Origin of the sequence: Sphingomonas spermidinifaciens, assembly GCF_002351485.1 — a bacterium.
Classification (GTDB): domain Bacteria; phylum Pseudomonadota; class Alphaproteobacteria; order Sphingomonadales; family Sphingomonadaceae; genus Sphingomonas; species Sphingomonas spermidinifaciens.
Genome location: NZ_NWMW01000001.1, coordinates 1,315,543 through 1,341,052 on the forward strand (window position 1 = coordinate 1,315,543; position 25,510 = coordinate 1,341,052).

The 25,510-nt window shown below is 68.3% G+C and carries 28 protein-coding genes; 13 read left to right on the forward strand and 15 right to left on the reverse strand.

What is annotated here, in order from left to right; genetic code table 11:
- Positions 1-54 precede the first annotated feature (54 nt).
- The 4 genes from COC42_RS06265 to COC42_RS06280 form a co-directional block, all read right to left on the reverse strand.
- Positions 55-804 carry a TorF family putative porin gene (locus COC42_RS06265; protein ID WP_245843885.1) on the reverse strand — a complete coding sequence of 250 codons (750 nt, stop codon included), beginning with the start codon at positions 802-804 and terminating at the stop codon, positions 55-57.
- On the reverse strand, positions 797-1,210 hold the full coding sequence (locus COC42_RS06270) for a hypothetical protein (RefSeq protein WP_141395792.1): 414 nt from the start codon (positions 1,208-1,210) through the stop codon (positions 797-799). The genes COC42_RS06265 and COC42_RS06270 overlap by 8 nt, the downstream gene beginning before the upstream one ends.
- 574 nt (positions 1,211-1,784) lie before the next feature.
- The gene (locus tag COC42_RS06275; RefSeq protein ID WP_096342323.1) at positions 1,785-1,970 is read right to left on the reverse strand and encodes a hypothetical protein; all 186 of its coding nucleotides are present in this window, start codon (positions 1,968-1,970) and stop codon (positions 1,785-1,787) included.
- A 65-nt stretch (positions 1,971-2,035) separates the two neighbouring features.
- Complete coding sequence (locus COC42_RS06280; RefSeq protein ID WP_096342324.1) at positions 2,036-2,248, reverse strand: cold-shock protein; 213 nt, start codon at positions 2,246-2,248, stop codon at positions 2,036-2,038.
- 195 nt (positions 2,249-2,443) lie between these two features.
- Here COC42_RS06280 and obgE point away from each other — a divergent pair, with 195 nt between their 5' ends.
- From obgE to lptG, 8 genes are all read left to right on the forward strand, one after another.
- Entirely contained in the window at positions 2,444-3,523 is a 1,080-nt protein-coding gene (obgE, locus tag COC42_RS06285) for a GTPase ObgE (RefSeq protein WP_096342325.1), read from the forward strand.
- Positions 3,508-4,653: a glutamate 5-kinase gene (gene proB / locus COC42_RS06290; RefSeq protein WP_096342326.1), complete on the forward strand. Its 1,146-nt coding sequence runs from the start codon at positions 3,508-3,510 to the stop codon at positions 4,651-4,653. Before obgE ends, proB begins: the two co-directional genes overlap by 16 nt.
- Positions 4,650-5,552 carry an NAD-dependent epimerase/dehydratase family protein gene (locus COC42_RS06295; RefSeq protein ID WP_096342327.1) on the forward strand — a complete coding sequence of 301 codons (903 nt, stop codon included), beginning with the start codon at positions 4,650-4,652 and terminating at the stop codon, positions 5,550-5,552. The genes proB and COC42_RS06295 overlap by 4 nt, the downstream gene beginning before the upstream one ends.
- 67 nt (positions 5,553-5,619) lie before the next feature.
- Complete coding sequence (locus tag COC42_RS06300; protein WP_096342328.1) at positions 5,620-5,865, forward strand: acyl carrier protein; 246 nt, start codon at positions 5,620-5,622, stop codon at positions 5,863-5,865.
- 110 nt (positions 5,866-5,975) lie between these two features.
- Entirely contained in the window at positions 5,976-7,244 is a 1,269-nt protein-coding gene (gene spt / locus COC42_RS06305) for a serine palmitoyltransferase (protein ID WP_096342329.1), read from the forward strand.
- A 17-nt stretch (positions 7,245-7,261) separates the two neighbouring features.
- On the forward strand, positions 7,262-9,193 hold the full coding sequence (locus tag COC42_RS06310) for a hybrid sensor histidine kinase/response regulator (RefSeq protein ID WP_245843886.1): 1,932 nt from the start codon (positions 7,262-7,264) through the stop codon (positions 9,191-9,193).
- Positions 9,194-9,297: 104 nt separating this feature from the next.
- Positions 9,298-10,467, forward strand: coding sequence for an LptF/LptG family permease (locus COC42_RS06315; RefSeq protein ID WP_096343141.1), 1,170 nt, complete (start codon positions 9,298-9,300; stop codon positions 10,465-10,467).
- The gene (gene lptG / locus COC42_RS06320; protein WP_245843887.1) at positions 10,464-11,564 is read left to right on the forward strand and encodes an LPS export ABC transporter permease LptG; all 1,101 of its coding nucleotides are present in this window, start codon (positions 10,464-10,466) and stop codon (positions 11,562-11,564) included. Before COC42_RS06315 ends, lptG begins: the two co-directional genes overlap by 4 nt.
- Before the next feature lie 34 nt (positions 11,565-11,598).
- Here lptG and COC42_RS06325 read toward each other — a convergent pair whose 3' ends face one another.
- Positions 11,599-12,696, reverse strand: coding sequence for a fatty acid desaturase family protein (locus COC42_RS06325; protein WP_425442843.1), 1,098 nt, complete (start codon positions 12,694-12,696; stop codon positions 11,599-11,601).
- 108 nt (positions 12,697-12,804) lie between these two features.
- Here COC42_RS06325 and COC42_RS06330 point away from each other — a divergent pair, with 108 nt between their 5' ends.
- A complete protein-coding gene (locus COC42_RS06330) occupies positions 12,805-13,950 on the forward strand; it encodes an N-acetyltransferase (RefSeq protein ID WP_096342331.1) in 1,146 nt (381 codons plus the stop codon).
- A 45-nt stretch (positions 13,951-13,995) separates the two neighbouring features.
- Here COC42_RS06330 and COC42_RS06335 read toward each other — a convergent pair whose 3' ends face one another.
- The 7 genes from COC42_RS06335 to COC42_RS06365 all read right to left on the reverse strand — a co-directional run bounded on the left by COC42_RS06335 (position 13,996) and on the right by COC42_RS06365 (position 20,807).
- Positions 13,996-14,232, reverse strand: a complete 237-nt coding sequence (locus tag COC42_RS06335; RefSeq protein WP_141395793.1) for a hypothetical protein — start codon at positions 14,230-14,232, stop codon at positions 13,996-13,998.
- A gap of 171 nt (positions 14,233-14,403) precedes the next feature.
- The gene (gene xth, locus COC42_RS06340) at positions 14,404-15,174 is read right to left on the reverse strand and encodes an exodeoxyribonuclease III (protein ID WP_096342333.1); all 771 of its coding nucleotides are present in this window, start codon (positions 15,172-15,174) and stop codon (positions 14,404-14,406) included.
- 9 nt (positions 15,175-15,183) lie between these two features.
- The gene (gene erpA, locus COC42_RS06345; RefSeq protein ID WP_096342334.1) at positions 15,184-15,528 is read right to left on the reverse strand and encodes an iron-sulfur cluster insertion protein ErpA; all 345 of its coding nucleotides are present in this window, start codon (positions 15,526-15,528) and stop codon (positions 15,184-15,186) included.
- Positions 15,529-15,610: 82 nt separating this feature from the next.
- Entirely contained in the window at positions 15,611-16,738 is a 1,128-nt protein-coding gene (locus COC42_RS18065; RefSeq protein ID WP_176484574.1) for a M23 family metallopeptidase, read from the reverse strand.
- Positions 16,739-16,852: 114 nt separating this feature from the next.
- Complete coding sequence (locus COC42_RS06355) at positions 16,853-17,671, reverse strand: ferritin-like domain-containing protein (RefSeq protein ID WP_096342335.1); 819 nt, start codon at positions 17,669-17,671, stop codon at positions 16,853-16,855.
- The gene (locus COC42_RS06360) at positions 17,668-18,129 is read right to left on the reverse strand and encodes a peroxiredoxin (RefSeq protein ID WP_176484575.1); all 462 of its coding nucleotides are present in this window, start codon (positions 18,127-18,129) and stop codon (positions 17,668-17,670) included. Before COC42_RS06360 ends, COC42_RS06355 begins: the two co-directional genes overlap by 4 nt.
- Positions 18,126-20,807, reverse strand: coding sequence for a bifunctional [glutamine synthetase] adenylyltransferase/[glutamine synthetase]-adenylyl-L-tyrosine phosphorylase (locus COC42_RS06365; protein WP_096342337.1), 2,682 nt, complete (start codon positions 20,805-20,807; stop codon positions 18,126-18,128). Before COC42_RS06365 ends, COC42_RS06360 begins: the two co-directional genes overlap by 4 nt.
- Before the next feature lie 74 nt (positions 20,808-20,881).
- Between COC42_RS06365 and COC42_RS17615 the strand changes: the two genes are divergently transcribed.
- The gene (locus tag COC42_RS17615; RefSeq protein ID WP_176484576.1) at positions 20,882-21,058 is read left to right on the forward strand and encodes a hypothetical protein; all 177 of its coding nucleotides are present in this window, start codon (positions 20,882-20,884) and stop codon (positions 21,056-21,058) included.
- Between the two features lie 27 nt (positions 21,059-21,085).
- On the opposite strand, the gene COC42_RS06370 is transcribed toward COC42_RS17615, so the two are convergent.
- The 3 genes from COC42_RS06370 to COC42_RS06375 form a co-directional block, all read right to left on the reverse strand.
- Complete coding sequence (locus tag COC42_RS06370; protein WP_096342338.1) at positions 21,086-21,730, reverse strand: sigma-70 family RNA polymerase sigma factor; 645 nt, start codon at positions 21,728-21,730, stop codon at positions 21,086-21,088.
- 107 nt (positions 21,731-21,837) lie between these two features.
- The gene (locus tag COC42_RS17620; RefSeq protein WP_176484577.1) at positions 21,838-21,975 is read right to left on the reverse strand and encodes a hypothetical protein; all 138 of its coding nucleotides are present in this window, start codon (positions 21,973-21,975) and stop codon (positions 21,838-21,840) included.
- Between the two features lie 209 nt (positions 21,976-22,184).
- Positions 22,185-22,988 (reverse strand): response regulator, encoded by an 804-nt coding sequence (locus tag COC42_RS06375; RefSeq protein WP_096342339.1) that lies wholly within the window; start codon positions 22,986-22,988, stop codon positions 22,185-22,187.
- 248 nt (positions 22,989-23,236) lie between these two features.
- On the opposite strand from COC42_RS06375, the gene COC42_RS17625 reads away from it, so the two are divergent.
- The 3 genes from COC42_RS17625 (at position 23,237) to COC42_RS06390 (ending at position 25,455) form a co-directional block, all read left to right on the forward strand.
- A complete protein-coding gene (locus COC42_RS17625) occupies positions 23,237-23,389 on the forward strand; it encodes a NepR family anti-sigma factor (RefSeq protein WP_245843890.1) in 153 nt (50 codons plus the stop codon).
- A gap of 78 nt (positions 23,390-23,467) precedes the next feature.
- Positions 23,468-25,078, forward strand: a complete 1,611-nt coding sequence (locus COC42_RS06385; protein ID WP_096342341.1) for a sensor histidine kinase — start codon at positions 23,468-23,470, stop codon at positions 25,076-25,078.
- A gap of 251 nt (positions 25,079-25,329) precedes the next feature.
- Entirely contained in the window at positions 25,330-25,455 is a 126-nt protein-coding gene (locus COC42_RS06390; protein ID WP_096343143.1) for an entericidin A/B family lipoprotein, read from the forward strand.
- Positions 25,456-25,510 lie beyond the last annotated feature (55 nt).

The following is a 25,510-nucleotide window of genomic DNA, read 5'->3' on the forward strand; positions in this document are numbered from 1 at the left end:
TTGCTTACATTGTCACCCCGGACTTGATCCGGGGTGACATGTTTGCGTGCGACCTTAAAAGAACACCACCGCGTGCGCCGTCACCCGGTCGCCCGCGTCATCGACATCGGCGAATGGCGACGCCGCGACGCCCCGTGTATTCACATCGGTGCCCGAATAGCGCAGCCCTAACGCAAGCGGCCCGAAGCGCCGCTCGGCCCGGATGCCCCAGTCGACATAGCTCCCAAGTTCAGGCCGCAACCGGGCCGCCAGCACCGGATCGTCGGTCGAGCCCGAAGTCCGCCCGACATGCGCCGCCAGGTCGATCCCCGTTCCCGGGATGCCCGCACTCGCGCGCGCCTGAAGGTAGAGGTTGTCGCCGCCGATCGCGGCCTGATCGGGCGCATAGCTTGCCGCCACGTCGAACTGCAGCGGCCCCAGCGCATAGCCAACGCCCAGGTCGATCTCGCCATAATCGGCCTTCACGTCCGACCCGGCGAAGAAGTGCCCCGTCGCCCCTGCGCTAAGCGAAATGCCGCTCGCAAGCTGCGTGGCATAGGTCGCCGACGCATCGAACACGGCGTCCGCTCCACCATGCCGGCGCGCGCCGCGTGTCGTCGTCCCCCGCGCATCGAGGCGCAGCCCCGCGACCGGCACCGACACGATCGCGTCGAGCGCCGGATCGCCATCGCTCCACGACAGGCCACGGCGCCGATGATCGGTGGTCGCCTCGAGCGACCCGGTCGGGCGGCTCAGTTCCTGCGCCTCGGCCGTACTCGCGCCGGCCAGTGCCAGCGCGAGCAGCCACGTCTTCAGCTCAGCCATTCGGGTTGAGCGCCGCCAATTCGGCGGCCAGCGTCGCTCGGTCAGCCTCAACCGCAGCGACCAGCCGGTCGCGGACCGCCGGGCTGCGGCGAGCGACCGTCTCGGCGATTGCCGGTCGTGCTGTCTGACAGGCGCCGGGATGCGTACCGCGCAAAGTGCGATCGGTCGCCACCGCCCGTGCGGCCTGCGGCGCGGCATCGAGCGCGCGCTCGATCGTGATCGCTGCGGTCCAGGCGCAATGCTGGCGCGAGGGTCGATTGGGCGTATGCGCACCGATCGTCTTGGTATCGAGCGTCACGCGCGCGCGGTAGGTCGCGGCGTGCTCGGCGCCGCCATGCGAGACGGTCACGCGGTGCTCGATCATCTCGCCCAGCAACATCGCGGCGAGGGTCAAGGTCAGGGACATCAGGGGTTCTCCTCTCTCGTCCGGTTGGGGTTCCTGCGGATGCGCCGGCTATCGCCGGTCTGCGACCGACCAATCGCGCGAAACCGGCAGTGTTTCCAGCCGAAACAGGAAATTACGAGATTGAGAAAATTGTTAGTTTTGCGCGGATCACTAAGCGCTCCAGCGGAGCGCCGTCGCGCGATTCGCCTGCGAACGGCGGCACGTCCGGGATCACAGCGAAACACGTTCGGCTCGCCATTGCGGCAGCGTATCTCCGAGCAGTTGAATCGTCGGACAGCCGGACTTCAGTGCCTATCGCGTCGCGGCCGGCTTGGTGACGTCCCCCTCAGCCCGTCCATTCACAGGTAGAGTGCGCGGGCACCTTGGCAGATGGGGCGTACAACGCGCCCGACAGCATCGGCGGGCGTCAGCCCGCCTATTCCGCTATGCGGTCGCACGTGGTTGGAGTCTTGACGGCACGAGAAGCGACCAAGGGCCCTGAGCCCGCCGACTCCGGCAAGCATCGCGCGGCTTCGGCACCCATGTCGCTCGCGGGCAACGCCTGCCCGAACGCGCGTTCGGAATGCCGAACGGGCTAGGCCTCGCGCGGCGTGGCTCTTGCGGCGCGTTCCTGGGCGATGCGTTCGGCGCGGACGGCCATCGCGTCCCAGGTCACCGCCGACCGCTCGCAGCGGTCGCGGACGTTCTGGAGGTTGGAGGCGGCGGCATCGGCGCGCGCTTGGTCTGCACGACCGCGGAAGGTGGCGGCATCATCGCTCATCGTGCTGTTCCTTGGTTGGCAAAGGGTGGTGCGGCGGCGCGAACGCCGCCGCACGGGACACGGCGTCAGTCGGCCGCGTTGAGGTTCACCGCGGCCATCTTGCCGCGACGATCCTCTTCGAGCTCGTAGGTGACGCGCTGGTCCTGCTGAAGCGTGACCATGCCCGAACGCTCGACCGCGCTGATATGGACGAACGCATCATTGCCGCCCGTATCGGGGGCGATGAAGCCATAGCCCTTGTCGGCGTTGAAGAACTTGACGGTGCCGGTGATGGCCATTTGGGTATTCCTTCGTTTCGCCTGCGCAAGTGGCGCAGAACCGGTTGCCGGTCAGCAGGGAAAGAAGGAGAGCGCCGCAAAGCGAGAACCGTCGATTTGCGACTTTAGCCAAAGCAATATGGCGTATCGCCCGCCAGAGCGCAAGGTGCGGCGCAAAAGGGTGACGGATCGCCCCGGTTGCGCTAACGGCGCGCGATGCATTTCCTTGACCAGGCGAAGATCTATGTCCGCTCGGGACATGGCGGCGGCGGCGCCGTCAGTTTCCGGCGCGAGAAGTTCGTCGAATATGGCGGGCCCGACGGCGGCGACGGCGGCAAGGGCGGCGACATCATCTTCGAGGCGGTCGCCGGCCTCAACACGCTGATCGACTTCCGCTACACTCAGCATTTCCGCGCGCCGCGCGGCAAGGGCGGTGCGGGCTCGAACCGCACCGGCGGTGGCGGCGACGACCTCGTCATCAAGGTGCCGGTGGGGACACAGGTGCTGGCGGACGATGACGACCGCACGCTGCTCGCCGACCTGACCCATGTCGGCCAGCGCATCGTCTTCCTGCGCGGCGGCGACGGCGGGCGCGGCAATGCGAGCTACAAGACCTCGACCAACCGCGCGCCGCGCCAGCACGGCACCGGCTGGCCGGGCGAGGAAGCGTGGGTGTGGCTGCGGCTCAAGCTCCTCGCCGATGCCGGGCTGCTCGGCCTTCCCAATGCGGGCAAGTCGACCTTCCTCAACACCGTGACCAACGCAAGCGCCAAGGTCGGCGACTATGCCTTCACGACGACGCGGCCCCAGCTCGGCGTCGTCAAGCACAAGGGGCGCGAGTTCGTGCTCGCCGACATCCCCGGCCTGATCGAAGGGGCGGCCGACGGCGCGGGGATCGGCGACCGCTTCCTCGGCCATGTCGAGCGCTGCCGCGTGCTTCTCCACCTGATCGACGCCAATGGCGAGGATGTGGGCCGGGCATATCGCGTCGTCCGTGAGGAGATCGAGGTTTATGGCGCGGGCCTGACCGACAAGCCCGAAGTCATCGCGCTCAACAAGTGCGACCTCCTCGACGAGGAACTGATCGCCGCGATAAGCGAGGAATTGCGCGAGGCGTCGGGCGGCGCGCTCGTGCTGCCGATGTCGGGCGCGACGGGCACGGGGGTGGAGGCGGTGCTCGACCGGCTGATCGAGACGATCGGCCCGGCGGAAGCCACCACCTATGCCGAAATGCGCGAGGACGACGAGGAACCGGGCGACGATCAGGGGGAAGCAAAGGAATGGTCGCCGATCTGATCGCGGAACGCACCGCCGCGCCCTTCGCCCCCGCCGCCTGTCCGCGGCTGGTGGTCAAGGTCGGCTCGGCGCTGCTCGTCGATCCCGCGGGCGCGATCCGGCGCGAGTGGCTGGCGAGCCTCGTCGCCGACGTCGCCGGGCGGGTGAAAGCCGGGCAGCAGGTGGCGATCGTCTCCTCGGGGGCGATTGCGCTCGGGGCGCGGCGGCTGGGGCTGGCCAAGGGCGGGCGCGCAAGCCTTGAGGATGCGCAGGCGGCCGCGGCGACCGGGCAGATCGCGCTCGCCGGCACCTGGGCCAGCCTCCTCCACGACCATGGCCTGACCGCGGCGCAGATGCTGCTGACGCTCGACGATCTGGAGGATCGCCGCCGCTATCTCAACGCCGCGGCGACGCTCGACCGGCTGCTCAAGCTGGGCGTGGTGCCGATCATCAACGAGAATGACTCGGTCGCGACCGAGGAGATCCGCTTCGGCGACAATGACCGCCTCGCTGCGCGCGTGGCGGGGGCGGCGATGGCGGGGGGCGTGATCCTGCTGTCCGATGTCGACGGGCTCTACACCGCCAATCCCGTGACCGATCCGGCGGCGACGCTGATCCCGCGGGTCGAGCATATCGCCGCGATCGAGCACATGGCCGATCGCCACTCCGCCTCGGGCATGGGATCGGGGGGCATGGTGGCGAAGGTCGAGGCGGCGCGCATCGCGGTCGCCGCTGGCGCGCATCTCGCCATCGCGAGCGGCCACGGCGACCATGCGCTGGCGCGCTTCGCGGCAACGGGTCACGGTACGATCTTCGTCGCCGCGACCGGCGCGCCCGCGCGCAAGGCGTGGCTGCGCGGCGGGCTGACGGCGCGAGGGACCATCCATGTAGATGCCGGCGCCTGCGCCGCGCTCAAGGAGGGCCGCAGCCTGCTGGCCGCGGGGGCGACGCGCGTCGAGGGGCGGTTCGCGCGCGGCGACCTCGTCGTACTTGCCGGTCCAGATGCGCGCCCGATCGCCCGCGGCCTCGCCGAATATGGCGATGCCGACGCCGTGCTGATCGTCGGGCGGCGGAGCGACGAGCACGAGGCGCTGCTCGGCTATGCGCCGCGATCGGCGCTGGTCCATCGCAACCACATGGCCCTGTTATGAGCCTGCTCGCGATCACCGGCGGCACGGGGTTCGTCGGCAAACGACTGATCGATCGTGCCCTTGCCGCCGGACACCGCATCCGCGCGCTCACGCGCCGAACACAGGCGGCGCGCGAGGGGGTCGATTGGGTCTCGGGCGCGCTCGATACGCCCGAGGCGCTGGCGGCGCTGCTCGCGGGCGTCGATGCCGTCATCCACGTCGCCGGCGTCGTCAACGCGCGCGACAAGGCGGGCTTCGTCGCGGGCAACGTCACCGGGACCGAGGCGGTGGTCGCCGCCGCAAAGGCCGCGGGCACCCCGCGCTTCGTCCACGTCTCCTCGCTCTCGGCGCGCGAGCCTGAGCTCTCGACCTATGGCTGGTCAAAGGCCGAGGGGGAGGCCGCCGTCCTTGCCGCACTGCCCGATGCCGCGGTCGTGCGCCCGCCCGCGATCTATGGCCCCGGCGACCACGAGATGCTCGAGCTGTTCCGGCTGGCAGCGCGAGGGGTCGTGCCCCTGCCCCCGCCCGGCCGCTTCTCGACCATCCATGTCGACGACCTCGCCGACCTGCTCCTCGCGCTCGCGAGCAGCGATGCGGCCGGCCTGTTCGAGGTCGATGACGAGGCGCCGATGGGCTGGTCGCATGTCGACTTCGCCCGCGCGCTCGGCCGCGCCGTCGGCCGCCGCGTCCTGACCCTTTCGACCCCGCGCGCGCTCCTGATGCTGTCGGCCCGCATCGCCCGCGCGGTACAGGGGGACAGGGCCAAGCTCACGCCCGACCGCGCGGCCTATTTCAGCCATCCTGACTGGGTCGTGCGCGCCGACCGCCGCCCGCCGCCCGCGCTCTGGCGCCCGGCGATCGCGACTGAGCCCGGCCTTGCCGCCACCGCCAAGTGGTATCGCGCCGAAGGCTTGCTATAAGCCCGCCCGAAAGCCGCCGCATTGCCCTGTCAGGAGGCGGCACGAAGGAAAGAGAGAAGATCAGCGAATGTCCGACCGCCAGGCCGTTTTCGATACCGTCGCCGCCCAGATCGAGCCCTTCAACAAAAAGGGCGTGGCGCTCACCGAGGCGACGACCTTCGCCGGCGACCTCGAATGGGACAGCCTGACCGTCATGGATTTCGTCGCCGCGATCGAGGACGAGTTCGACATCCTCATCACCATGAACATGCAGGCCGAGATCGAGACCGTCGGCCAGCTGGTCGACGCGGTTCAGAAGCTGAAGCAGGACTAACGCCCTCCCGTTTGCCCCGAGCGACAGCGAGGCCGGGTTCTCGCTTCCGCTCGAACAAGTGTCTCGACTTCGCTCGACACGAACGGGGTGTGGGATCAAGGAATGAACCGATGACCGAAGCCGCCGCCACAGCCCACCCCCTCCCCGCCGAGGCCCCCGCCGCGCCACCCGAGCGCGACCTCTTTTCCAAGTTCGATGGGCTGATCGCCGAGCGCGAGGCGCTGCTCGCGACAGGCGTGCGCGATCCCTTCGCGATCGTGATGGACGAGGTGCATTCGCCGACCGAGGCAGTGATCCGCGGCAAGCCGACGATCCTTGCCGGCACCTACAACTACATGGGCATGACCTTCGATGCGGACGTGATTGCCGCGGGCAAGGCGGCGCTCGACGCGTTTGGGTCGGGCACCAACGGCAGCCGGATGCTCAACGGCACCTTCCGCGACCATATCGCCGCCGAAGATGCGCTGCGCGCCTTCTATGCCGCCGATCATGCAATGGTGTTCTCGACCGGCTATCAGGCCAATCTCGGCATCATCTCGACCATCGCGGGCAAGGGCGACTACATCATCCTCGACGCGGACAGCCACGCCTCGATCTATGACGGTTGCGCGCTGGGCAATGCGGAGGTCGTGCGCTTTCGCCACAATTCGGTCGAGGATCTCGACAAGCGGCTCGGCCGCCTGCCCAAGGAGGCGGGCAAACTCGTCGTGCTCGAGGGCGTCTATTCGATGCTCGGCGACCTTGCCCCGCTCGACGAGATGGTCGCGGTGGCGCGCAAGCACGGTGCGATGACGCTCTCCGACGAAGCGCACTCGATGGGCTTTTTCGGCACGCATGGCCGCGGCGTTTACGAGGCGCAGGGGCTGGAGCTCGGGCGCGACATCGACTTCGTCATCGGCACCTTCTCGAAGTCGGTCGGCACCGTCGGCGGCTTCTGCGTGTCGAACCACCCGAAGTTCGAGGTGATGCGCCTCGCCTGCCGCCCCTATATCTTCACCGCGTCGCTGCCGCCGAGCGTCGTCGCCACCGCCGCGACGTCGATCACGAAGCTGATGACCGCGACCGACAAGCGCGATCGGCTATGGCGCAATGCGCGCACGCTGCATGCCAATCTGCGCGAACTCGGCTTCAAGCTCGGCACCGAACAGGCCGACAGCGCAATCATCGCCGTCATCCTGACCGATCAGCAACAGGCCGTGGTGATGTGGCAGGCGCTCCTGGAAGCCGGCCTCTACGTTAACATGGCGCGCCCGCCCGCGACGCCCGCGGGGACGTTCCTCCTGCGCTGCTCGCTCTGCGCCGAACATCGGCCCGAGCAGATCGAGGCGATTACCGCGATGTTCGCCGAGGCTGGCCGCGCCGTGGGCGTGATCGGCTGACCGAAGCGGCGGCGCGCTTGACCCCGGCCGCCCGTCACCGGCGTTTCCGGCCGCGCTGGCTGCCCGAGGACTGGCGCGGCTGGGTCCTGGCCTTCGTCCTCGTGCTTGGCATCGGCACGACCTTCGGCCTCGTCCAAACCGTCGTGGATGCCAACGCCGCCCGCGACGGCGCGATCGAACGGCGATCGCACAGTTTCGAGGTAGTGATTCTCGCCCGCTCGCTCGGCGAGAATCTCGCGCAGGCCGAGGCGGCACTGGGCCGCTTCGTCATCAGCGGCGACCGGCAGCTTGGCGTCCGCTTCGCACGCGATTGGGCGCAAGCAGGCCGTCAGATCGGGCTGCTCGACCGGATGGTACGCGACAACGTGCTGCAGCGCGCGCGCGTCACCGCGCTCAGGCGCGCCTATGCCGCTCGCGGGCGCGAACTATCGGTGATCGCCGCCGGCGCGGCCGACGACCGGCCCGACCCCGCGATCACCGCCTTTTACGACGCACGCGACAGTCTGGCGCTGCGGCGGATCGACGATTTGCTCGGCCAGACGATAGCCGCCGAGCGACTGCTGCTCGACGCCCGTTCGATCGAGCTCGACGCCACCATCGCCCGCTCAAACCGGCTGGCGGGCGGGTTGCTGCTGCTCGGGGTGGCGCTGACGGCGATCGGGCTGTTCTTCGGCTGGCACCTCGTCCAGGCGATCGCCGAGCGCCGCGCCGCCGCCGACGAGGCCGATGCCGAGCGTGCCCGCGCCGCTGAACTAGAGGCCGCGGTCGATGCGGCAACCGCCAGCCTTCGCGCGGAACAGGTCGAGCGCGCGGCGGCTGAAGCGCAGCTCAACCAGGCGCAGAAGATGGAGGCGATCGGCCAGCTGACCGGTGGCATCGCGCACGACTTCAACAACATGCTGGCGGTAGTGCTCGGCGGCATCGAGCTTGCGCGCCGCCACGTGCCGGACGATCCGGCAGTGCGGCGGCATCTCGATCACGCCGCCGAAGGGGGCCAGCGCGCCGCCGCGCTCACCCGCCAGCTGCTCGCCTTCGCGCGCGCCGAGCCCGTCGCGCCCGAGGCGATCGACCCGCCCGCGCTGATTGAGGGGATGACGCCTCTGCTCGACCGCACGCTGGGTGACGCGATTCGGATCGAGGTAGCGGGCGATGCGCGCGGCTGGAGCGTCTGGGCCGACCGGCACCAGCTGGAAAACGCGATTCTCAACCTTGCGGTCAATGCGCGCGACGCGATGGAGGAGCGCGGTACGCTGACGATCGCCGCGCGCGCGATGACGCTGGCGGCGGGCCAAATCGGTGGCTGCGCGGCGGGCGACTATGTCGCCTTCTGCATCACCGATACCGGCCACGGCATGACGCCAGAAGTGCAGGCGCGCGTGTTCGAGCCGTTCTTCACGACCAAACCCGTAGGTCGCGGCACCGGCCTCGGTCTCAGTCAGGTGTTCGGCACTGTCCGCCGTTTCGGCGGAGAGATCGGCATCGAGTCGGCGCCAGGCCGCGGCACCACGGTCACGCTCTACCTGCCGCGCCACCACCACACTGCCGAAGCGGTCGCCGCCGTCCCCGAGGACGCGCCGAGCGAAGCGCCGACCACCGGCCGCGATATCCTCGTAGTCGAAGACGATCCGCGCGTGCTGCGCTCGGTCGTTGCCGCGCTGGGCGAGCTCGGCCACCGCCCGGTGTCGTGCGACGATCCCGCCAAGGCGGCGGACGCGCTGATCGCGATGCCGAGCGTCGACCTGGTCCTGTCCGACGTGCTGATGCCCGGCGTCACCGGGCCAGAGATGGTGAGCGGCCTGCGCCGCCATCGCCCCGACCTCCGCGTCCTCTACATGACGGGTTTCGCAGGCGATCTCGACGAGGACGCGCTCGGCCGCGATCCGGTGATCCGCAAGCCCTTTACCCTCGCCGTGCTCGGCGACGCCGTGTCGGCCGCAGCCGGGGGATGACAAGCGCCGGGGGCTGGCCCTATAGCCGGCCGCGGCCCCTTTGATCGGCGGCCTTCGACGCGAAAGGCTCTGCCGACCTGCTCATGGGCTCGATCGACCGCTACATGGCCCGCCTGATCGCGGTGCCCTTGTTCTCGACGCTCATCATCGCGGCGATGCTGCTGGTGCTCGACCGCATGCTGCGTCTGTTCGACTTCGTCGCGACCGAGGGCGGGCCGGTAGCGGTCGTCTGGAAGATGCTGGCCAATCTGTTGCCCGAATATCTGGGCCTCGGCATCCCGATCGGCCTCGTCCTCGGCATTCTCCTCGCCTTCCGCAAGCTCGCCTCGCAGAGCGAGCTCGACGTGCTGCGGGGTGTGGGCATGAGCTATGGCCGGCTGCTGCGCGTGCCCTACATGTACACGATCGCGCTCGCCGCGCTCAATCTCGCCATCGTCGGCTATGTCCAGCCCAAGGCGCGCTACGCCTATGAGGAGCTCAGGTTCGAGCTGCGATCGGGTGCGCTTGGCGCGTCGATCAAGGTGGGCGAGTTCACCAGCTTCGGCGACGACATGACCCTCCGGATCGAGGAGAGCCGCGACAGCGGTGCCGACCTTTCGGGCATCTTCGTCCATTTCCGTTCGAAGGATGACGCCTGGTACGCCGCGACTGCGGAAAAGGGCCAGTTCCTGCGCACGGACGACCCCAACACGATCATCTTCCGCCTGACGCGAGGGGCGTTGGTCCACAACTCGCCCGGCTTTACCCAGCCGCGCGTGCTGACCTTCACCAGCCACGACCTGCCGATCCCGCTCCCTGAGTTCGGCCGATTCCGCGCGCGCGGCGACCGCAACCTCGAACGCACGCTCCCCGAACTCGTCGTGCTTGGCCGCGACCCCGGCGTGACCGAGGAAGTGCGCGACACCAGCCGCGCCGCCTTCCACTTCCGCGTGGTAGAAGTAGCCACGATGTTCCTGCTGCCGCTGTTGGCATTGGCGCTTGGCATCCCGCCCAAGCGATCATCCTCGGCGCTGGGCGTGTTCCTGTCGATCGTGATGCTGGTGACCTACCACAAGATCAACGAATATGGCGAAGCGGTGGGCGGGCTCGGCCGGATCGACCCGATCCTTGCGCTGTGGGGGCCGTTCACGATCTTCGCCGCGCTGGTGATCTGGATGTACTATCAGACCGCCTATGTCCCCGGCGGCCAGCCGATTGCCGCGCTCGAACGATGGGTGGGCAAGCTCGGAAGCGCCATCGCCCGCCGCCTGCCGGGACGGAGGCGCATGGCATGAGCAGCGCGCCAAGCTTTTTCCCGTCGCGGACGGTCACGCTCTACATGGGGCGAATGTTCCTGACGCGCAGCTTCGCGATCCTCGCGGCGCTGGTGCTTGTCCTCCAGGCGCTCGACCTCCTTTCAGAGAGCGGCCGCATTCTCGCCTATGCTGGCAACGGCCAGGCCGAGGTTCTGCGCTATGTGAGTCTGCGCACGCCGGAGATCATCGCACGTTTCCTGCCCTTCTCGGTGCTGCTCGGCACGATCATCACGCTATCGACGCTCAACCAGAACAGCGAAGTCATCTCGATGAAGGCAGCGGGACTGTCCGCGCATCAGGTCCTCGCCCCCCTCATCGTCGCCGCGTTCGGGGTGGCGGCGGTCAGCTTCGTCTTCAACGAGCGAATCGTCGCGCGCGCGACTGCGACGCTCGATCAGTGGCAGAACGTCGATTACGGCCCCCTTCCCGTCGATCGCGGCGACCGCACCAATGTCTGGGTGCGCGAGGGCAACAACCTGATGAACGTCCGCCTCGCGGTCGGTCGCGGCGATGCAGTCCGGATCGCCGGCATCACGCTGTTCGTGCGTGAAGGCGGGACGCTCCGCTCGGTCCTGACCGCGACCAAGGGGGTGCGGGAGGGGCGCGGCTGGCGCGTTGAGGGTGCACGCCGCTTCGACGTGACGGCGGGCAGGGTCGAGCCGCTGGGCTCCGCGCATGTCGGCGACGGGATCAGCCCCGACCAGTTCACGCTGGCTAGCGTCAACGCCGACGGCCTGTCGTTCGGCGCGCTCAAGAGCGCGATCGACGAACTGAGCGCCGCGGGCCGCCCGACCAAGGCGCTGGAGGGCGCTCTGTGGCACAAGCTGTCGGGGCCGCTGTCGTCGGTGCTGATGCCGCTGCTGGGCGCCGTGGCGGCGTTCGGCGTCGCGCGGTCGGGCAAGCTGTTCGTACGCGCGGTGATCGGGATGGCGCTGGGATTCGCCTATTTCGTCGCCGACAATTTCGCGCTGGCGATGGGCAATCTCGGTGCCTACCCACCCTTCCTGGCAGCTTGGGCACCGTTCCTCCTGTTCTTCCTCATCGGCGAAGCGGTGCTGGTGCGGACGGAAGAATAATCCCTTCGTCAGCCCGAGCCGGAGTGACGGAGGATCAGCGGATGCCGAACGTGCCCCGCACCAGCCGCGCCAGCAGCCCCGGCAGCCCGCGATAATTCGCGGCGTGGAAGGGCGATGCAGACTCGAGCACGCCCGACAGCCGGCGATGCGCCTCGCCTAGCGAATGATAGGGAAGGCTCGGCAGAAGGTGATGCAGCGCGTGATAGCGCAGGCCCACCGGTGCCCACAGGAAGGGCAGCATTCCCGGCGGCGGCACGTTCACCGAATCGAGATATTGCGCCGTGACCGACATTGCCTCGCCCTCATTCTCCCACAGATGCGCGACTAGCGTCCGCACCTGGTTAACGACCATCAGCAGCGAGATCGCGGCGAGGTAGAGGCCGAACGCCTTGAGCGGCACGACGCCGGCGACCGTCAGCGCGAGCAGCGAGATCGCCCAGACGCTCGCCAGCCGCTCGTAACGGCGGAATAGCGTAAGCGCCTCGCCCTCGAGCGGGCGGCGGCGGAAGTCGGGATTGATGGCGAGCGCCGAGAAGCGCACATCGATCTCCGCGCGCAGCTTCGGGCTCACCAGCCCCACCGGCACCATGATGCCGAAGCGGATAAGGAAACCGATCGGGGCAAGCGCCGCGACGAGTACGAACAGCGGCACGCTCCACGGCTTCATATGCGCGAGCGGCAGATACTCGGGGTCCTCGGCGGTGCCGTACTTGGTCCGCTGATGATGCAGGTTGTGGACGCCCTCATAGAGGAAGGACGGCGCCAGCAGCGGCACACCGATGAGGAGATTCCAGCCCGCACGAAAGCCCGGCAGCGCCGAATGCTTGATGTGGCTGACCTCGTGGATGAAACTGGCCGCGCGATAGAGCGCGAGTACCGCAACGACGAACGCCGCCACCGCCCAGCCCGTCGATTGAAGCGTCATCGACGCGAACAGCGCGCCATAGCCGATGACGCTCGACGCAATCAGATCGGTCCAATAGATTGCAGGGCGCGGCTTCAAAAGGTCGCGCGTCAACTCGGCGGCGGTGCGAAGCATCGCCTTATCCTCGGCCAGACGATCGCGCACCGTCGGCGCAGCCATCCGCCGCGAGGCGACGCCGCTCGCGTCGATCTGGTTCACCGTCAGCATATTCATGGTCGCGGTCATTGGCATCAGATAGTGGCATTATGTGGGCGTACAATTGTCCGCCCCGCCGGCGCTTGACAGCGTGGCCATGCGGGAGGACGTGGGGCGGCCATGATCCAGGTCCGTCCCGTCGCCACCAAGGCCGATACCCGCGCCTTCATCGACCTTGCCTATCGGCTGAATGCCGACGACCCCAATTGGGTGCCGCCACTGCGTCAGGAAGTGGCCGAGACGATCAACCCGAAAAAGAACGGCTGGTTCAGCCATGCGGAGGGCCAGCTCTTCCTTGCCGAGCGGAACGACCAGGTCGTCGGACGTATCTCCGCGCATGTCGATACCCTCGCGTTGACGATGCCTGCCGACAAGGGCTTCGGCCCCGGCGTCGGCCAGTGGGGGCTACTCGAGGCCGAGGACGGCGAGGTCGCCGCCGCGCTGATCGCGACGGCGGAGACGTGGCTGCGCGGCAAGGGGCTGACCCGCGCGCTCGGGCCGATCAGCCTGTCGATCTGGGAGCAGCCGGGCCTCCTCACCGAAGGCTTCGACCATCCGCCGACGGTGCTGATGGGTCACAACAAGCCTGTCTATCGCGGCTGGATCGAGGCGGCGGGGTATACGCCGGCGAAGGAACTCGTCACCTACGACCTCGACATCACCCAGGACTTCCCGCCGATCGTCCAGCGCATCGTTGCCGCGGGCGAACGCAACGACCGCATCAAGGTGCGGCAGGTCGACAAGTCGAAGTTCGAGAGCGAGGCGGCAATCATCCTCGGCATCCTCAACGATGCGTGGGGCGACAATTGGGGCTTCGTGCCGCTGACCCAGCCCGAGATCGACGATGTCGGCAAGAAGCTGAAGCCGATCGTGTTCAACGACCTCATTCGCATCGCCGAACTCGACGGCGAGCCCGTCGCGTTCATGATCACCCTCCCCGACCTCAATGAGGCGGTAGCACCGCTCAAGGGCAATTTGCTTCCGTTCGGCTGGGCCAGGCTGCTCTTGTGGCTGCGCCGGCCGAAGGCGCGGACCATGCGCGTGCCGCTGATGGGCGTGGTCAAGCGGCTGCAGGCGTCGAGGATGGCGAGCCAGCTCGCCTTCATGATGATCGAGTATATCCGCCGCGACGCGGTTGCGCGTTACGGCGCGTCACGCGGCGAGATCGGTTGGATCCTCGACGATAATCAGGGGATGATCGCAATCGCCGACGCGATCCAGAGCCGGATCAACAAGCGCTACACGATCTTCGGCAAGGACCTGTGATCCGCCGACTCCGGGGCGTCGCGCCCCGGAGCGGCAGAGGGAGCGTCAGCGCTGGAAAGGGTCGACGCCCTGTGCCTTCCAGCCCTTCATCGTGTTGCAGATCATCCGGGGAACGCGCGATCCGGTGATCGTCTCGCGAACGCAGATGCGCGTCGTATCCGACGGCCGGTAGCTGGTGGCGGCGGCGGGCCGGGCCTCGGCCGGCTTGGGATCCTCGGCCAGCGCGGGCGCAGCGAGACCGAGCGAGACAGCGGCGATAGCGGCTTTGGCAATGAACGACATGGGTTCCTCCTCCACTTTGCGTCACCTGGGGGCCGGCGACGCGAAAGGGAGTGCATTAGCCATGCCAAACACGACGACTCACAAAAACAATGCCTTAGCGATGGTCCCGCTGTCGATTACACTTGTGGTCAGCGAAGTTTGCTAACTGACAGCGAAATCCGCCACCTCCACTCAGCGCAGCGATACCCAGGTCGGCGCATGGTCGCTAGCCTTTTCGCGTCCCCGATAGTCCTTGTCGACTCCAGCATCGGCGAGCCGGTCGGCGGCAGTGGGGCTCAGCAGCAGGTGATCGATGCGGAACCCGGCATCGCGCTGCCACGCGCCCGCCTGATAGTCCCAGAAGGTCCAGACGCCGCCGCGGGGATAGCGAGTACGCAGCGTATCGGTCCAACCCTGCGCCAGCAGCCGACGGTATCCCTGCCGCGACTCGGGCTGCATCAGTGCGTCGCTTTCCATCGCCCGGACCGAGAAGGTGTCGTCGTCATTCGGGATGACGTTATAGTCGCCGGCCAACACCACCGGCCGCTCCTCGGCAAGCAGGTCGCGGGCATGCGCCGATAGCCGCTCGATCCAGCGCAGCTTGTACTCGAACTTGGGGCCGGGCACCGGATTGCCGTTGGGGAGGTAGATCGAGGCAACGACCACGCCGCCCACCTCGGCCTCGATATAGCGACTGTGCTCGTCCTCGGGCTCGCCCGCGAGGCCGCGCTTGCGCTCGACCGGATCGGCATCCCTGGCGAGGATGGCGACGCCGTTGAAGCCCTTCTGCCCGTGCCACACCGCGCCATAGCCGGCGGCGCGGATATCGGCCTCTGGAAAGGTCTCGTCACTCGACTTGAGTTCCTGAAGGCAGACGATGTCGGGCGCCTGCTCGTCCAGATACTCAAGAAGCCGGGGAAGGCGCGCCTTGATCCCGTTGACGTTGTAGCTGACGATCCGCACGCGCGCGCGTCAGACCGAGAAGCTGGTGCCGCAGCCGCAGCCAGACGCGGCATTTGGATTGGTCACGCGAAACGCCGCGCCGCCGAGCGATTCGACGAAATCGACCTCGGCCCCGCGGACGAGGTCGAGGCTGACCGAATCGACGACCAGCTTGACGCCCGCGGTTTCGGTCACGCTGTCGTCACCCTCGATCGCATCGGCGAGGCCGAAGCGATACTGGAAACCCGAACAGCCGCCCCCCTCGACCGACAGGCGCAGGATCGCCGGCTTTTTCTGGCGATCGGCAATGGCGGCGATCCGCGCGGCGGCGGACGCGGTGAGCGCGATATCGGGCTGGGTGTCGATGACGGTCATGGGATTGGAGATAAGGGAAGTGGGGGTCGTCATCAATGGACGACCCCTCTCCTCCCCTACCTCTCGAAATCGGTCGGGCGGCTTACTTGGCCGGGCCGCCCATGGCGGCGCGCTGGCGTAGCGCCCTGTCCTGCGCGCTTACCAGAACATCGGCGGTCTGCATATAGGGAAGCGGATTGACCGGACGACCGTCGATGCGGACCTCGTAATGAAGGTGGCTGCCGGTCGAACGGCCAGTCGAGCCCATCAGGCCGATGAGCTGGCCGCGCTTCACCCGGACATTCTCGCCGATGATGATCTTGCTGAGGTGGCCGTAGCGCGTCTCGATGCCCTTGCCATGGTTGATCTCGACCAGATTGCCATAGGCACCGGCACGCTGGGCGCGGCGCACGACGCCGTCCGCGGTGGCATAAACCGGCGTACCGATCGGACCCGGAATATCGACGCCGGCATGCATCGCGGCGGTGCCGCGGAACGGATCGGAGCGGACGCCGAAGGAGGAAGTCAGCGCGACGTTCTCGACCGGCTGGAGCGAGGGAATCGAGATCACCGCCTGCTCGAGCGTATCGAGCTTCTTCCAGCTCTGGAACAGCGAGCGGAACTGCGCGTCGGCATTGACCTCGGCCGCGGCCTCGGCGCCTTCCTTGCTGTCGAGCGACAGATAGGGGCCGCCCATGCCGGCGCGGGCCAGAACGCGCTCGGGCTTGACGCCCAGCTTCTTGAGCTGGCGGGCGGTGGCGGCGACACGGGCATCGGTCGCCTCGCGCGCGGCCATCGCGAACTGGACCTGCTGTGCCTCGACCTTGTTCAGCGGGGCGAGGATTTGCGCCGCGGCGGCTTCGGCGCGAGCGCGCGGCGCTTCGGCCAGGTCGGCGAGCGCCTCGGGATCGCCCTTGCCGCTCAGCACCGCGGCGATCAGCGCCTGGCGCTTCTCGACGCGGGCGGCATGGACCTTGGCGGCCTCGCGGACGGCGGCGACGTCGGCACGCATCTTTGCGACCTCGGCCTGCATCGCCTCGACCTTCCCGTCGGGGGCGGTCGTGGCCTGCACCGCGCCATAGCCGCCGAGCGACAGCGTCATCACTGCCGCACCGGCCATCGCAAGCTGCTGAACGGCACTGATCGACACGCGGCGCGCCTTGCGGCCGTCATGGATCAGGAACTGGCGAGTACGAAGGAGGGGACCCTTTTGACCGGTCGGTTCGTTCATATCGCTCGTCAGATCGGACATATGGCGCTTGCGACCCAAACACGCGCGGGGGCGGGCAGGATTGCCCGGCCGCTGATGATTGTCCCGTCGCAGCCCCACCCGCGTTTCGTGACGTCAGGTGGTGTGTCCGGTAACATTGGTGTCAGCAAGGGGCGCATAGAATTCGCGCGTCAAACCGGCAGCGGCGCGCGCTGAATCGTTGAACGGTGGCTTAATGATCCCCCTAAAGTAGGACGCCACGAGCCGCTGCCAGGTCGTTGTCGGATCGAGCGAATCCCGGATGCAGCCCCAGCCATACCAGCGCGTGCCCGCGGCGACGTGGTTCACTTCGTCGGACAGGATGCGGCGCAGGATGCGGACCGTCGGTTCGTCATCGGCGCTCGCAAACCGCTCGATCGTCTGCGGCGTGACGTCGAGGCCGCGCGCCTCAAGCACCATGGGCACGACCGCCAGCCGCGCCAGCGCATCGTGGCGGGTGGCGAGGGCGGCATCCCACAGGCCGTCATGCGCAGGCATCGCGCCATAGAAGCTGCCGAGCCGGTTGAGGCGTCGTTCGACCAGCGCGAAATGCATCGCCTCGTCGGCGCCAACCGCCATCCAGTCGTCGGTGAATCCGCGCGGGAACGCCGCCCCGAACCGCCCCACCGCGTCGAAGGCGAGGTCGATCGCCACGAATTCAATATGCGCAAGCGCATGGATGAGGGCGATGCGCCCCCGCTCCGAGCCGCCGCGCCCGCGCTTCGGCATGCGGTTGGGCGGCAGCAGCTCCGGCCGGGCGGGGCGCGCCGGCCGGTCGGGCATCGCCACGTCGAAGCGGAAGTCGAGCCGCCCCAGCCGCCAGTCGCGCGCCGCCGCCCGCGCCGCCTTGACCTTGGCGCGCGGGTCGGCGGCAGTCAGCACGGCATGAACGGCCTCGGCGACGCTCCGCTTCACAGCGCCTTCGCGGCCTCCAGCACCTCGGCGACATGGCCCGGCACCTTCACCTTGTGCCACGCGCGGACAAGCTTGCCGTCCTTGCCGAACAGAAAGGTCGCCCGCTCGATGCCCATGTACTTCTTGCCGTACATCGACTTTTCGACCCAGGTGCCGAACGCCTCGCACGCGCTGTCGTCGGCGTCGGTCGCGAGGGGGACGGTCAGGTCGTACTTGGCCGCGAACTTGGCGTGCTTGTCCGGCCCATCCTTCGAGATGCCGAGCACGCCGACGCCCGCCGCCTCGAACGCGGGCAGCGCGGCGGAGAAGTCCTTGGCCTCGTTGGTGCAGCCCGAAGTGTCGTCCTTGGGATAGAAATAGACGACCAGCGGCGCGCCGAACTCGGTGAGCGAACGCTCGCTGCCGTCGGGCGTCGTCACCTTGACCGCCGGAATTACATCGCCTTCGCTCAAGCTCATCGTTCGTCTCTCTGTACCGCTTTCCACGCCGCGCCCACCGCCTGCCGGACCTCGGCCAGCGCGGCGGTCACTGCTTCCCAGTCGGCGAGGCCTAGCGCGCGGGCAATCAGGGCCTTGGTCGGGGGCGGCGGCGCCTGTGCATCTGGCGCGACAAGGCGAAGGGTGACGATCAGCCGGGTGAGCAGGTCGTGCGCGGCGATCAGCTCGTCCTGCGCCAGCCCCCCGCCCACCAGCGCGCCAATCGCCACGCGCAGATCAGGCGAGAAGGCGGTGCGGTGGACGAGCTGGCGCACATGCACCGCGAACTCCAGATCGACGAGCCCGCCATCGAGCAGCTTGGCATCGAGCGGGCCTTGAGCGGGCTTGTGCGCGCGCATCTCCGCCCGCATCGCCGCGGCGTCGGCGGCGATGCCGCGCGCCGACCGCTCGCCCCGCAGCACCGCATCAACGATCGCCTGCGTCGACGCGCGCGCCGCCGCTGACCCGAACACCGGTCGCGCGCGGGTGAGCGCCATATGCTCCCAGGTCCACGCACTCTCGGTCTGGTAGCGCCGGAACCCTTCGAGCGAGACGACGAGCGGCCCCTGATTGCCCGAGGGCCTGAGGCGCGTATCGACCGGATAGAGAGGGCCGGAGGCGGTCGGCACCGATAGTGCCGCCGTCACCCGCTGCGCCAGGCGATTATAATAGTGGACGGCGCCCAGCGGGCGCTTGCCGTCGCTTTCGGCCGCATGATCGCCTGTGAAGAGATAGACGAGATCGAGGTCGCTGGCATGCGTCAGCGCGCCGCCGCCCAGCCGCCCGAGCGCGAGGATGACGAGTTCGCTGTCGGGCACGCGGCCGTGCGCGCGCTCGAAATCCTCGACGGTCGCCGACGTCAGCGTCTCGATCGCCGCCTCGGCGAGGCGCGCATAACCGCCCGCCACTTCGAGCGGATCGCGCGCGCCGGCGACGATCTGCACGCCCAGTGCGAAGCGCGTCTCGGCGACGACGCGGCGGACATGGTCCAGCCGCTGCTCGTAATCGAGCGTGCCGACGCGCATCGCCGCAACTAGGTCGGCCACCTCACCCACCGGTTCCAGCGCGCTCGCGTCGATCAGTCCGTCGAGCAGCTCGGCCCGCCGCCCCAGCGCGTCGGCGAGCGTCGGCGCGAGTGCCAACACCGTAGCGAGCAGCCGCGCCAGCTGCGGCCGCGCGTCGATCAGCCGGAAGAAATTGATCGCGCTCGGCAATTTCGCGAGCATCCGGTCGAGCCGCAGCAGCGCGGCATCGGGATCGGGCGCCTCACCCAGCGCCGCGATCAGGCCGGGCAGCACATCCTCCAGCGCCGCGCGCGCCGGCGCCGAGCGCAGCGCCGGATAGCCGCCCGAGCGCCACTCGGCGACGCGGCGCACCGCGCTCCCCGCATCGGCAAACCCCGCCGCCTCGAGGCGGACGGAAAGGCTCGCCTCAGCATCGGGAAGCCGGTCGTTCGTCTCGGGCTCAAGCGCGTCGTAGATGCGACCGACCGCCTCTATATGGGGACGCAGATCACTCAGCAGCGTCGCACCATCCGCCAGCCCGTCGAGCCGCGCGACGCGATCAAGCGAGTCGCGGGCTGGCAGCGCGTGCGTCTGGCGATCGTCGATCATCTGGACGCGGTGCTCGACCGTCCGCAGCCGGCGATAGGCTTCGGCCAGTATCCTCGCCTCTTCCACGCCGATCCGCCCCGCGGCCCCCAACGCCGCCAGCGCATCGAGCGTCGCCGGCGCGCGCAGCGACGGATCGCGCCCGCCGTGGATCAGCTGGTGGATCTGCGCGAAGAACTCGATCTCGCGAATGCCGCCGCGCCCGCGCTTGAGGTCGTAGCCGGGCCCGAATGCCTGTCCCTGCGCATGATGGTCGCGGATGCGCGCGGTGATGCCTCGAATCTCCGCGATCGCGCCGAAATCGAGGCTGCGGCGCCAGACGAAGGGTGCGATGGCGCCAAGGAACCGCTGCCCCAGCGCCACGTCGCCGGCACAGGCGCGCGCGCGAATGAAGGCGGCGCGCTCCCACGGCAGCGCAGCCGACTCGTAATAGCCGATCGCGGCCTCCACCGGCAGCGCGATCGGCGTTACTTCGCTGGAAGGGCGCAGGCGCAGATCGACACGCAGCACATAGCCGTCGCCGTCGCGCGATTGGAGCAGCTCGACCACGCGCTTCCCGATCCGCACCGCCGCTTCCTGCGGCTCCTCGCGCGGGCGCGTCGGTAGCGTCGCGGGGTCGAACAGCAGGATGGGGTCGATGTCGGAGGAATAGTTGAGTTCGTGGCTGCCCTGCTTGCCGAGCGCGATGGCGGTAAAGCCGCCAGGCTCCGCCCCGGGCGTCCGTTCTTCGATCGCCGCGCGGATGGCGAGGTCGAGCGCGCGATCGGCGAAATCGGTCAGCGTCGCCACCACCTGCTCGAACGGCCACTCGCCCGACAGATCGGCGAGCGCGACGAGCAGCGCCAGCCGCCAGCGCGCACGCCGCAACCGAGCCGCGACGGACAGGTCGGCCAACCCGTCGAATGCCGCTGCCACCGGATCAGCGAGCAGCTGCGCAGCCTCAGCCGCGACGCCGGGCTCGCGCTGTGCGGCCAGCCGCAGGAAAGGCGATTCGTCGCAAGCCCGCACGAGTGCTTGTGAAATCGTTACGGGATCGACCGTCGCCATCATGTCACGGCCGCGTCGAAGCGATCAATCGATGCGATTGTCAAGAAACGATCGCGCTTGATCGGCGTTATAGCCGCATGACCAAGTACCCGCCCGCCGACCGCGACCTGCCGAAGCGCCTCCAGGTGTCGCGGCCCCTCGCCAGCGACCGGCTGACGAACGCGCTGCGCGGCGCCTATGGTCGCGATCTCGGCCTGCCCGACGATATGGTTGGGCTGCTGAGGGAACTCGACCGCAAAACTGCCCATCACTGAGTTTGCGAAAGCCGCCAGCACGAGCGGTCAGTGGATGCCCCGGTCGCGGCTCAGATCGTCGACCTCGCCCATGATCGTATCGAGCGCACTCTTGTCGCCCATGTCGTGGAGGGCACGGCTGGGCAGAGCGCCGTCGGTAAGCAAGTTTTCGAGCGCAACGCGACCGCGCGCGACGCGGCTTTTGATCGTACCGACCGCGACCTGACAGATTTCAGCCGCTTCCTCATAGGCGAAGCCGCCCGCGCCGACGAGGATCAGTGCCTCGCGCTGCGGTCGCGGCAGGTGGAGGAGCGCGCGCTGCATGTCAGTGAGCTCGACATGGCGATCCTGGCTGGCGGGCGCGGCGAGCAACCGGTCGGCAACTAGGTCATCCCACTCGCCCTTGAACCGCGCGCGGCGCATCTGGCTAAGATAAAGGTTGCGCAGGATGATGAACGTCCAGGCGCGCATGTTGGTGCCCGCCTGGAACCGCTTGCGCGCGGCCCATGCCTTGAGAAGCGTTTCCTGCACCAGATCATCCGCCGTATCGCGGCTGCCCGACAACGAGCGGCCGAACGCACGCAAATGCGGAATCACCTGGGTAAGCTGCGCCTTGAACTCGGGATCCGAGAGCGAGACATGCTCGCGCTCGGGCAAATCGGTGCCCGGCTGGTTATCGACAGACTGGGACATGCAGCTCCGATCGGATTGGCCCTGCGGTACGCGGCCACGCACTGGAACATAAGGGGCAAGCGCGGAAATGGCCACCCCCGCGCCGTCATCGGCAGCGGATAGAGCGCTCAGGACAGGACCAGATATGCGAAGATCGCGATCACCAGCGCGAGCGAGATCGGCAGGATGTATCGCGTCATGTGGGGCGTCGACCCGGCGCGCGCGCGGTCGGTGTCGAGATGAACCTGGTCGTTCGGATCAGCCATGGCGCATCAACCCTTCAGCATCGTTTTGGGTCCGTATCCTTTTGGCAAGCGCACGAATTTCGCGCGAGCGCTTGGGATCCCTCTTCGCCCGCGACCGCGCTCGGGCAGAGGCCAGGGTTCAGGACTGGGGGTCGCGATGACACGCGACTGCCCCCAACCTGACCTTGGCGTCCGCCGGGGACGCCCGCTCGATTCTTCTGGGCCGGAGGTCAGGCCGCGGCCGGTACCGTCGTCTGGTCGAAGAACAGCGCCTGGCTGATCGCCGCCTTCACCGTCGACCGCTGGAACGGCTTTGTGATGAGGAAGGTCGGCTCGGGCCGCTCGCCGGTCAGCAGTCGCTCGGGGAAGGCGGTGATGAAGATGACGGGCACGTTGAACTGCGCCAGGATATCCTTGACCGCGTCGATGCCCGAGCTGTCGTCGGCGAGCTGGATGTCGGCGAGGACGAGGCCGGGACGGTCCTCCATCGCGAGCGCCACCGCCTCGTCGCGGGTCACGGCAACACCGGTCACTTCATGGCCGAGGTCGCGGACGATCGTCTCGAGGTCCATGGCGATGATCGGCTCGTCCTCGATGACAAGGACGCGGGCCCGCGTCTGCTGCTCGATCTCGGCGAGCGCGTCGGCGACCAGCGCCTCGACCTCGGCCGTCTCAACATCAACCAGATAGGCGGTATCCTCGACCGTAAAGCCTTCCATTGCAGTAAGCAGCAGCGCTTGGCGCGACAGCGGCGCGATGCGGGCGAGGCGCGCGCGGGCGATGGCTTCCTGGTCGCTGCCGCCGGCGCCGCCATCGTCATGCTCGTCGATCTGGCTAGAACCCCAGATGGCCTGGAACGTACGATAAAGGCCGAGGCGCGGATCAACCTCGCGCGGGAACTCCTCGGGCGCCGCAACGATCGCCTCGAGCGTCGCGCGGACATAGCGGTCCCCCTCGGCCTGGCTCCCGGTCAATGCCCGGCCATAACGGCGAAGAAACGGAAGATGCGGGGCAAGCTGCTGTCCAAGCGACATGGTAATTCTAGTCTCCTCCACTGCCGCCACGAAACGGGCAGCCGATCATTCGTGGTGAGGCCGCGGACGGGCAAAATCCCCCCTTCCCCGGAAAAGCCACAGGCGAGGGAACCATCGAACCTCTTTTTGGTTTCATCGCACCAAATGCGCACAGGTTGCGCAGATGGCGGCGCGCTGCAAAGAGCGTCGTTCAACAGCGTCGTACCCGTCGTCCGGATCAGGGGGGCGTCGGGCTGCAGGGGGAAATCGTGGGTTCCGACAATCATCCGCCGAAGCCGCCAAAGACCCCCCCTGCGCCTGCGAACAAGAATGTCGGCGACGCGCTGCGCGCGGTGTATCGCGAGGCGGTGGAAGAAGCGGTGCCCGACGATCTGCTCGACCTCCTCAAGAAGCTTGATTGACCGAAGGCGCGCGGCGCCGCCGATCGACGCCGAAATGGCGATGGCGTTTCCGGCACGTTGCTTTAGCGTCCCGCCGACATGAGTGACGTCGATCCCCCGAGCAATACGCCGTCAGCGGCCGGCGATGTGTCGGACAGGGGTCGCTGGCTATCGCAGCTGCCCACTGGTGCGCGCGTGTTCCTCATCCTCGGCGGCGCCCTGCTGCCGCTGGCCCTGCTGGCCTTCCTCGCCACGATCCAGACGACGCGCATCGCGGATGTCGAAGTGCGCGCGCAGCTTCGCGTGGCGCTTGCTGAAAGCACCCGTTCGATCAGCGCCGAACTCCTCGGCGACATGGCCGCACTCAGGACCGGGGTGGCGGCGCTCGCAGCCGATCCTGGCAACGACGCCATCTGCGCGCGCGCGCAGGGCGTGTTCGCGCAGCAATATGCCGCGGGTCTGCGCTTCGCGATCAACGCGCCGGACGGACGCCTGCTCTGCGGCACGCCGCTCGCCCCCGGCCTGGCGTTCGCGCGCGACGCGCTGGAGCCCGGCCGCATCGCCGCGAAAGTCGTCAAAAACGGCGTGGCGCTCGCCATCGCCGATCCGCGGGGCGGCGTCATCGGCACCGCCTTCTTCCCCGCGGGCTTCCTCGCCCCGATCGCGCAGCCGAGCGGCCTCCTGGCCGACAAGGGGATCGCGCTGCGCGACGACGCGCAGTCGCTGACGCTCGCCGATCTGCCCGAAGCCGGCCTGCTCGCCCGCACCGAGAGTGCGGCGACACCGATCGGCATCGACGGGCTGGTGGTCGAGATGACGATGCGCGGCGCGCCGATTACCTCTCCTTTGCTGGTCGCTATGCTAATCCCCTTCCTGATGTGGGCGGGCGCTGCGGCGATCGCGTGGTTCGTGGTCGATCGCCTGCTGATCCGGCCCCTTCGCCGCCTGCGCGCGAGCGTCGGCGCCTACGCACCCGGCACCGTGCTCGGACCGGTCGATTACGGCGCGGTGCCAGCACAGGAGATCCGCCAGCTCGGCGAGACCTTTCGCGCGATCACCCGCACCGTCGTCGCACACGAGGCGGGGCTGGCGGAAGGGCTGGTGCGCCAGACCAAGCTGACGCGCGAGGTGCATCACCGCGTCAAGAACAACCTGCAGGTGATCGCCAGCCTGATCAACTTCCACGCCCGCGGCGCGGTCACGCCCGAGGCGAGCGCCGCCTATGCCTCGATCCAGCGGCGCGTCGATGCGCTGGCGGTCGTCCACCGATACCACTTCGCCGAGCTCGAGGAGAATCGCGGCGTCGAGATGCGCGCGGTGATCGGCGAGCTGGCCGCCGGCATCCGCGCCGGCGCGCCCGAGGGAGCGCATCGCTTTGCGGTGGGGATCGAGGTCGAACCACTGACGGTGTCGCAGGACATCGCGATCGCCGTCGCCTTCCTCGTCACCGAACTGCTCGAGCTGGCGATGACTGCGAATCCGGAAACGCAGGCGCGCATCTCAATGCGCCAGTCCGACGACCAGCCAAAGATGGGCGTTCTGCGCGTCGTGTCGCCGGCGCTGATCCAAGGCGATACGCTCGACGCGCTGCTCGCCACGCGCTATGGACGGGTAATCGCGGGTCTGGCACGGCAACTGCGCGCGCCGCTGCATCACGATCCGCTAAGCGGCGCCTATGAGATCAACGTCGCGCTGATGGCGCGCGACTGAAAAAATTCGCGCGCCGTGCGCAACGGCCCGGAACCGCCATGCTGGCCGCACGTTCATCACCCCGGACGGCGACCTTTTGCCCCCCCGCTCTCGCCGTCCACGACATGAGGCCTGGAAGCGTCGACCCTCCCCCCCCCCCCCGGCGGCGCTTCCGGGCCTTACATTCTCCCTTCTATATCGCTGATTTCACACGCGGAACGAAAGTCCGTGCGCGGCATTGTCATGCCACCGCTTCTAAGATGGAGACGAACATGCGTAAGCTTCTGGGTCTGGCGATGGTCGCAGGTGCGCTGATGGTCAGCGCGTGCAACACGGTCGAGGGCGTCGGCCGCGATGTCCAGTCGGCAGGGTCGGCGGTCGAGGATGCTGCCGACTAAGGCAATCGCCGATCGGCAAGCCAGGGGGCCGCGTTTCGAAGGGGACGCGGCCCTT

Coding starts and splice junctions, on each gene's coding strand:
- COC42_RS18065 (WP_176484574.1), bottom strand. CDS start 16,738: ATGAACGAACCGACCGGTCAAAAGGGTCCCCTCCTTCGTACTCGCCAG.
- COC42_RS06360 (WP_176484575.1), bottom strand. CDS start 18,129: ATGAGCTTGAGCGAAGGCGATGTAATTCCGGCGGTCAAGGTGACGACG.
- COC42_RS06370 (WP_096342338.1), bottom strand. CDS start 21,730: ATGTCCCAGTCTGTCGATAACCAGCCGGGCACCGATTTGCCCGAGCGC.
- COC42_RS06325 (WP_425442843.1), bottom strand. CDS start 12,696: ATGCTGACGGTGAACCAGATCGACGCGAGCGGCGTCGCCTCGCGGCGG.
- spt (WP_096342329.1), top strand. CDS start 5,976: ATGACCGAAGCCGCCGCCACAGCCCACCCCCTCCCCGCCGAGGCCCCC.
- COC42_RS17620 (WP_176484577.1), bottom strand. CDS start 21,975: ATGGCTGATCCGAACGACCAGGTTCATCTCGACACCGACCGCGCGCGC.
- COC42_RS06335 (WP_141395793.1), bottom strand. CDS start 14,232: ATGTCGTTCATTGCCAAAGCCGCTATCGCCGCTGTCTCGCTCGGTCTC.
- obgE (WP_096342325.1), top strand. CDS start 2,444: ATGCATTTCCTTGACCAGGCGAAGATCTATGTCCGCTCGGGACATGGC.
- erpA (WP_096342334.1), bottom strand. CDS start 15,528: ATGACCGTCATCGACACCCAGCCCGATATCGCGCTCACCGCGTCCGCC.
- COC42_RS06265 (WP_245843885.1), bottom strand. CDS start 804: ATGGCTGAGCTGAAGACGTGGCTGCTCGCGCTGGCACTGGCCGGCGCG.
- COC42_RS06365 (WP_096342337.1), bottom strand. CDS start 20,807: ATGATGGCGACGGTCGATCCCGTAACGATTTCACAAGCACTCGTGCGG.
- COC42_RS06390 (WP_096343143.1), top strand. CDS start 25,330: ATGCGTAAGCTTCTGGGTCTGGCGATGGTCGCAGGTGCGCTGATGGTC.
- COC42_RS06385 (WP_096342341.1), top strand. CDS start 23,468: ATGAGTGACGTCGATCCCCCGAGCAATACGCCGTCAGCGGCCGGCGAT.
- COC42_RS06315 (WP_096343141.1), top strand. CDS start 9,298: ATGGCCCGCCTGATCGCGGTGCCCTTGTTCTCGACGCTCATCATCGCG.
- COC42_RS06330 (WP_096342331.1), top strand. CDS start 12,805: ATGATCCAGGTCCGTCCCGTCGCCACCAAGGCCGATACCCGCGCCTTC.
- proB (WP_096342326.1), top strand. CDS start 3,508: ATGGTCGCCGATCTGATCGCGGAACGCACCGCCGCGCCCTTCGCCCCC.
- COC42_RS06300 (WP_096342328.1), top strand. CDS start 5,620: ATGTCCGACCGCCAGGCCGTTTTCGATACCGTCGCCGCCCAGATCGAG.
- COC42_RS06275 (WP_096342323.1), bottom strand. CDS start 1,970: ATGAGCGATGATGCCGCCACCTTCCGCGGTCGTGCAGACCAAGCGCGC.
- lptG (WP_245843887.1), top strand. CDS start 10,464: ATGAGCAGCGCGCCAAGCTTTTTCCCGTCGCGGACGGTCACGCTCTAC.
- COC42_RS17615 (WP_176484576.1), top strand. CDS start 20,882: ATGACCAAGTACCCGCCCGCCGACCGCGACCTGCCGAAGCGCCTCCAG.
- COC42_RS06270 (WP_141395792.1), bottom strand. CDS start 1,210: ATGTCCCTGACCTTGACCCTCGCCGCGATGTTGCTGGGCGAGATGATC.
- COC42_RS06375 (WP_096342339.1), bottom strand. CDS start 22,988: ATGTCGCTTGGACAGCAGCTTGCCCCGCATCTTCCGTTTCTTCGCCGT.
- COC42_RS06280 (WP_096342324.1), bottom strand. CDS start 2,248: ATGGCCATCACCGGCACCGTCAAGTTCTTCAACGCCGACAAGGGCTAT.
- COC42_RS06295 (WP_096342327.1), top strand. CDS start 4,650: ATGAGCCTGCTCGCGATCACCGGCGGCACGGGGTTCGTCGGCAAACGA.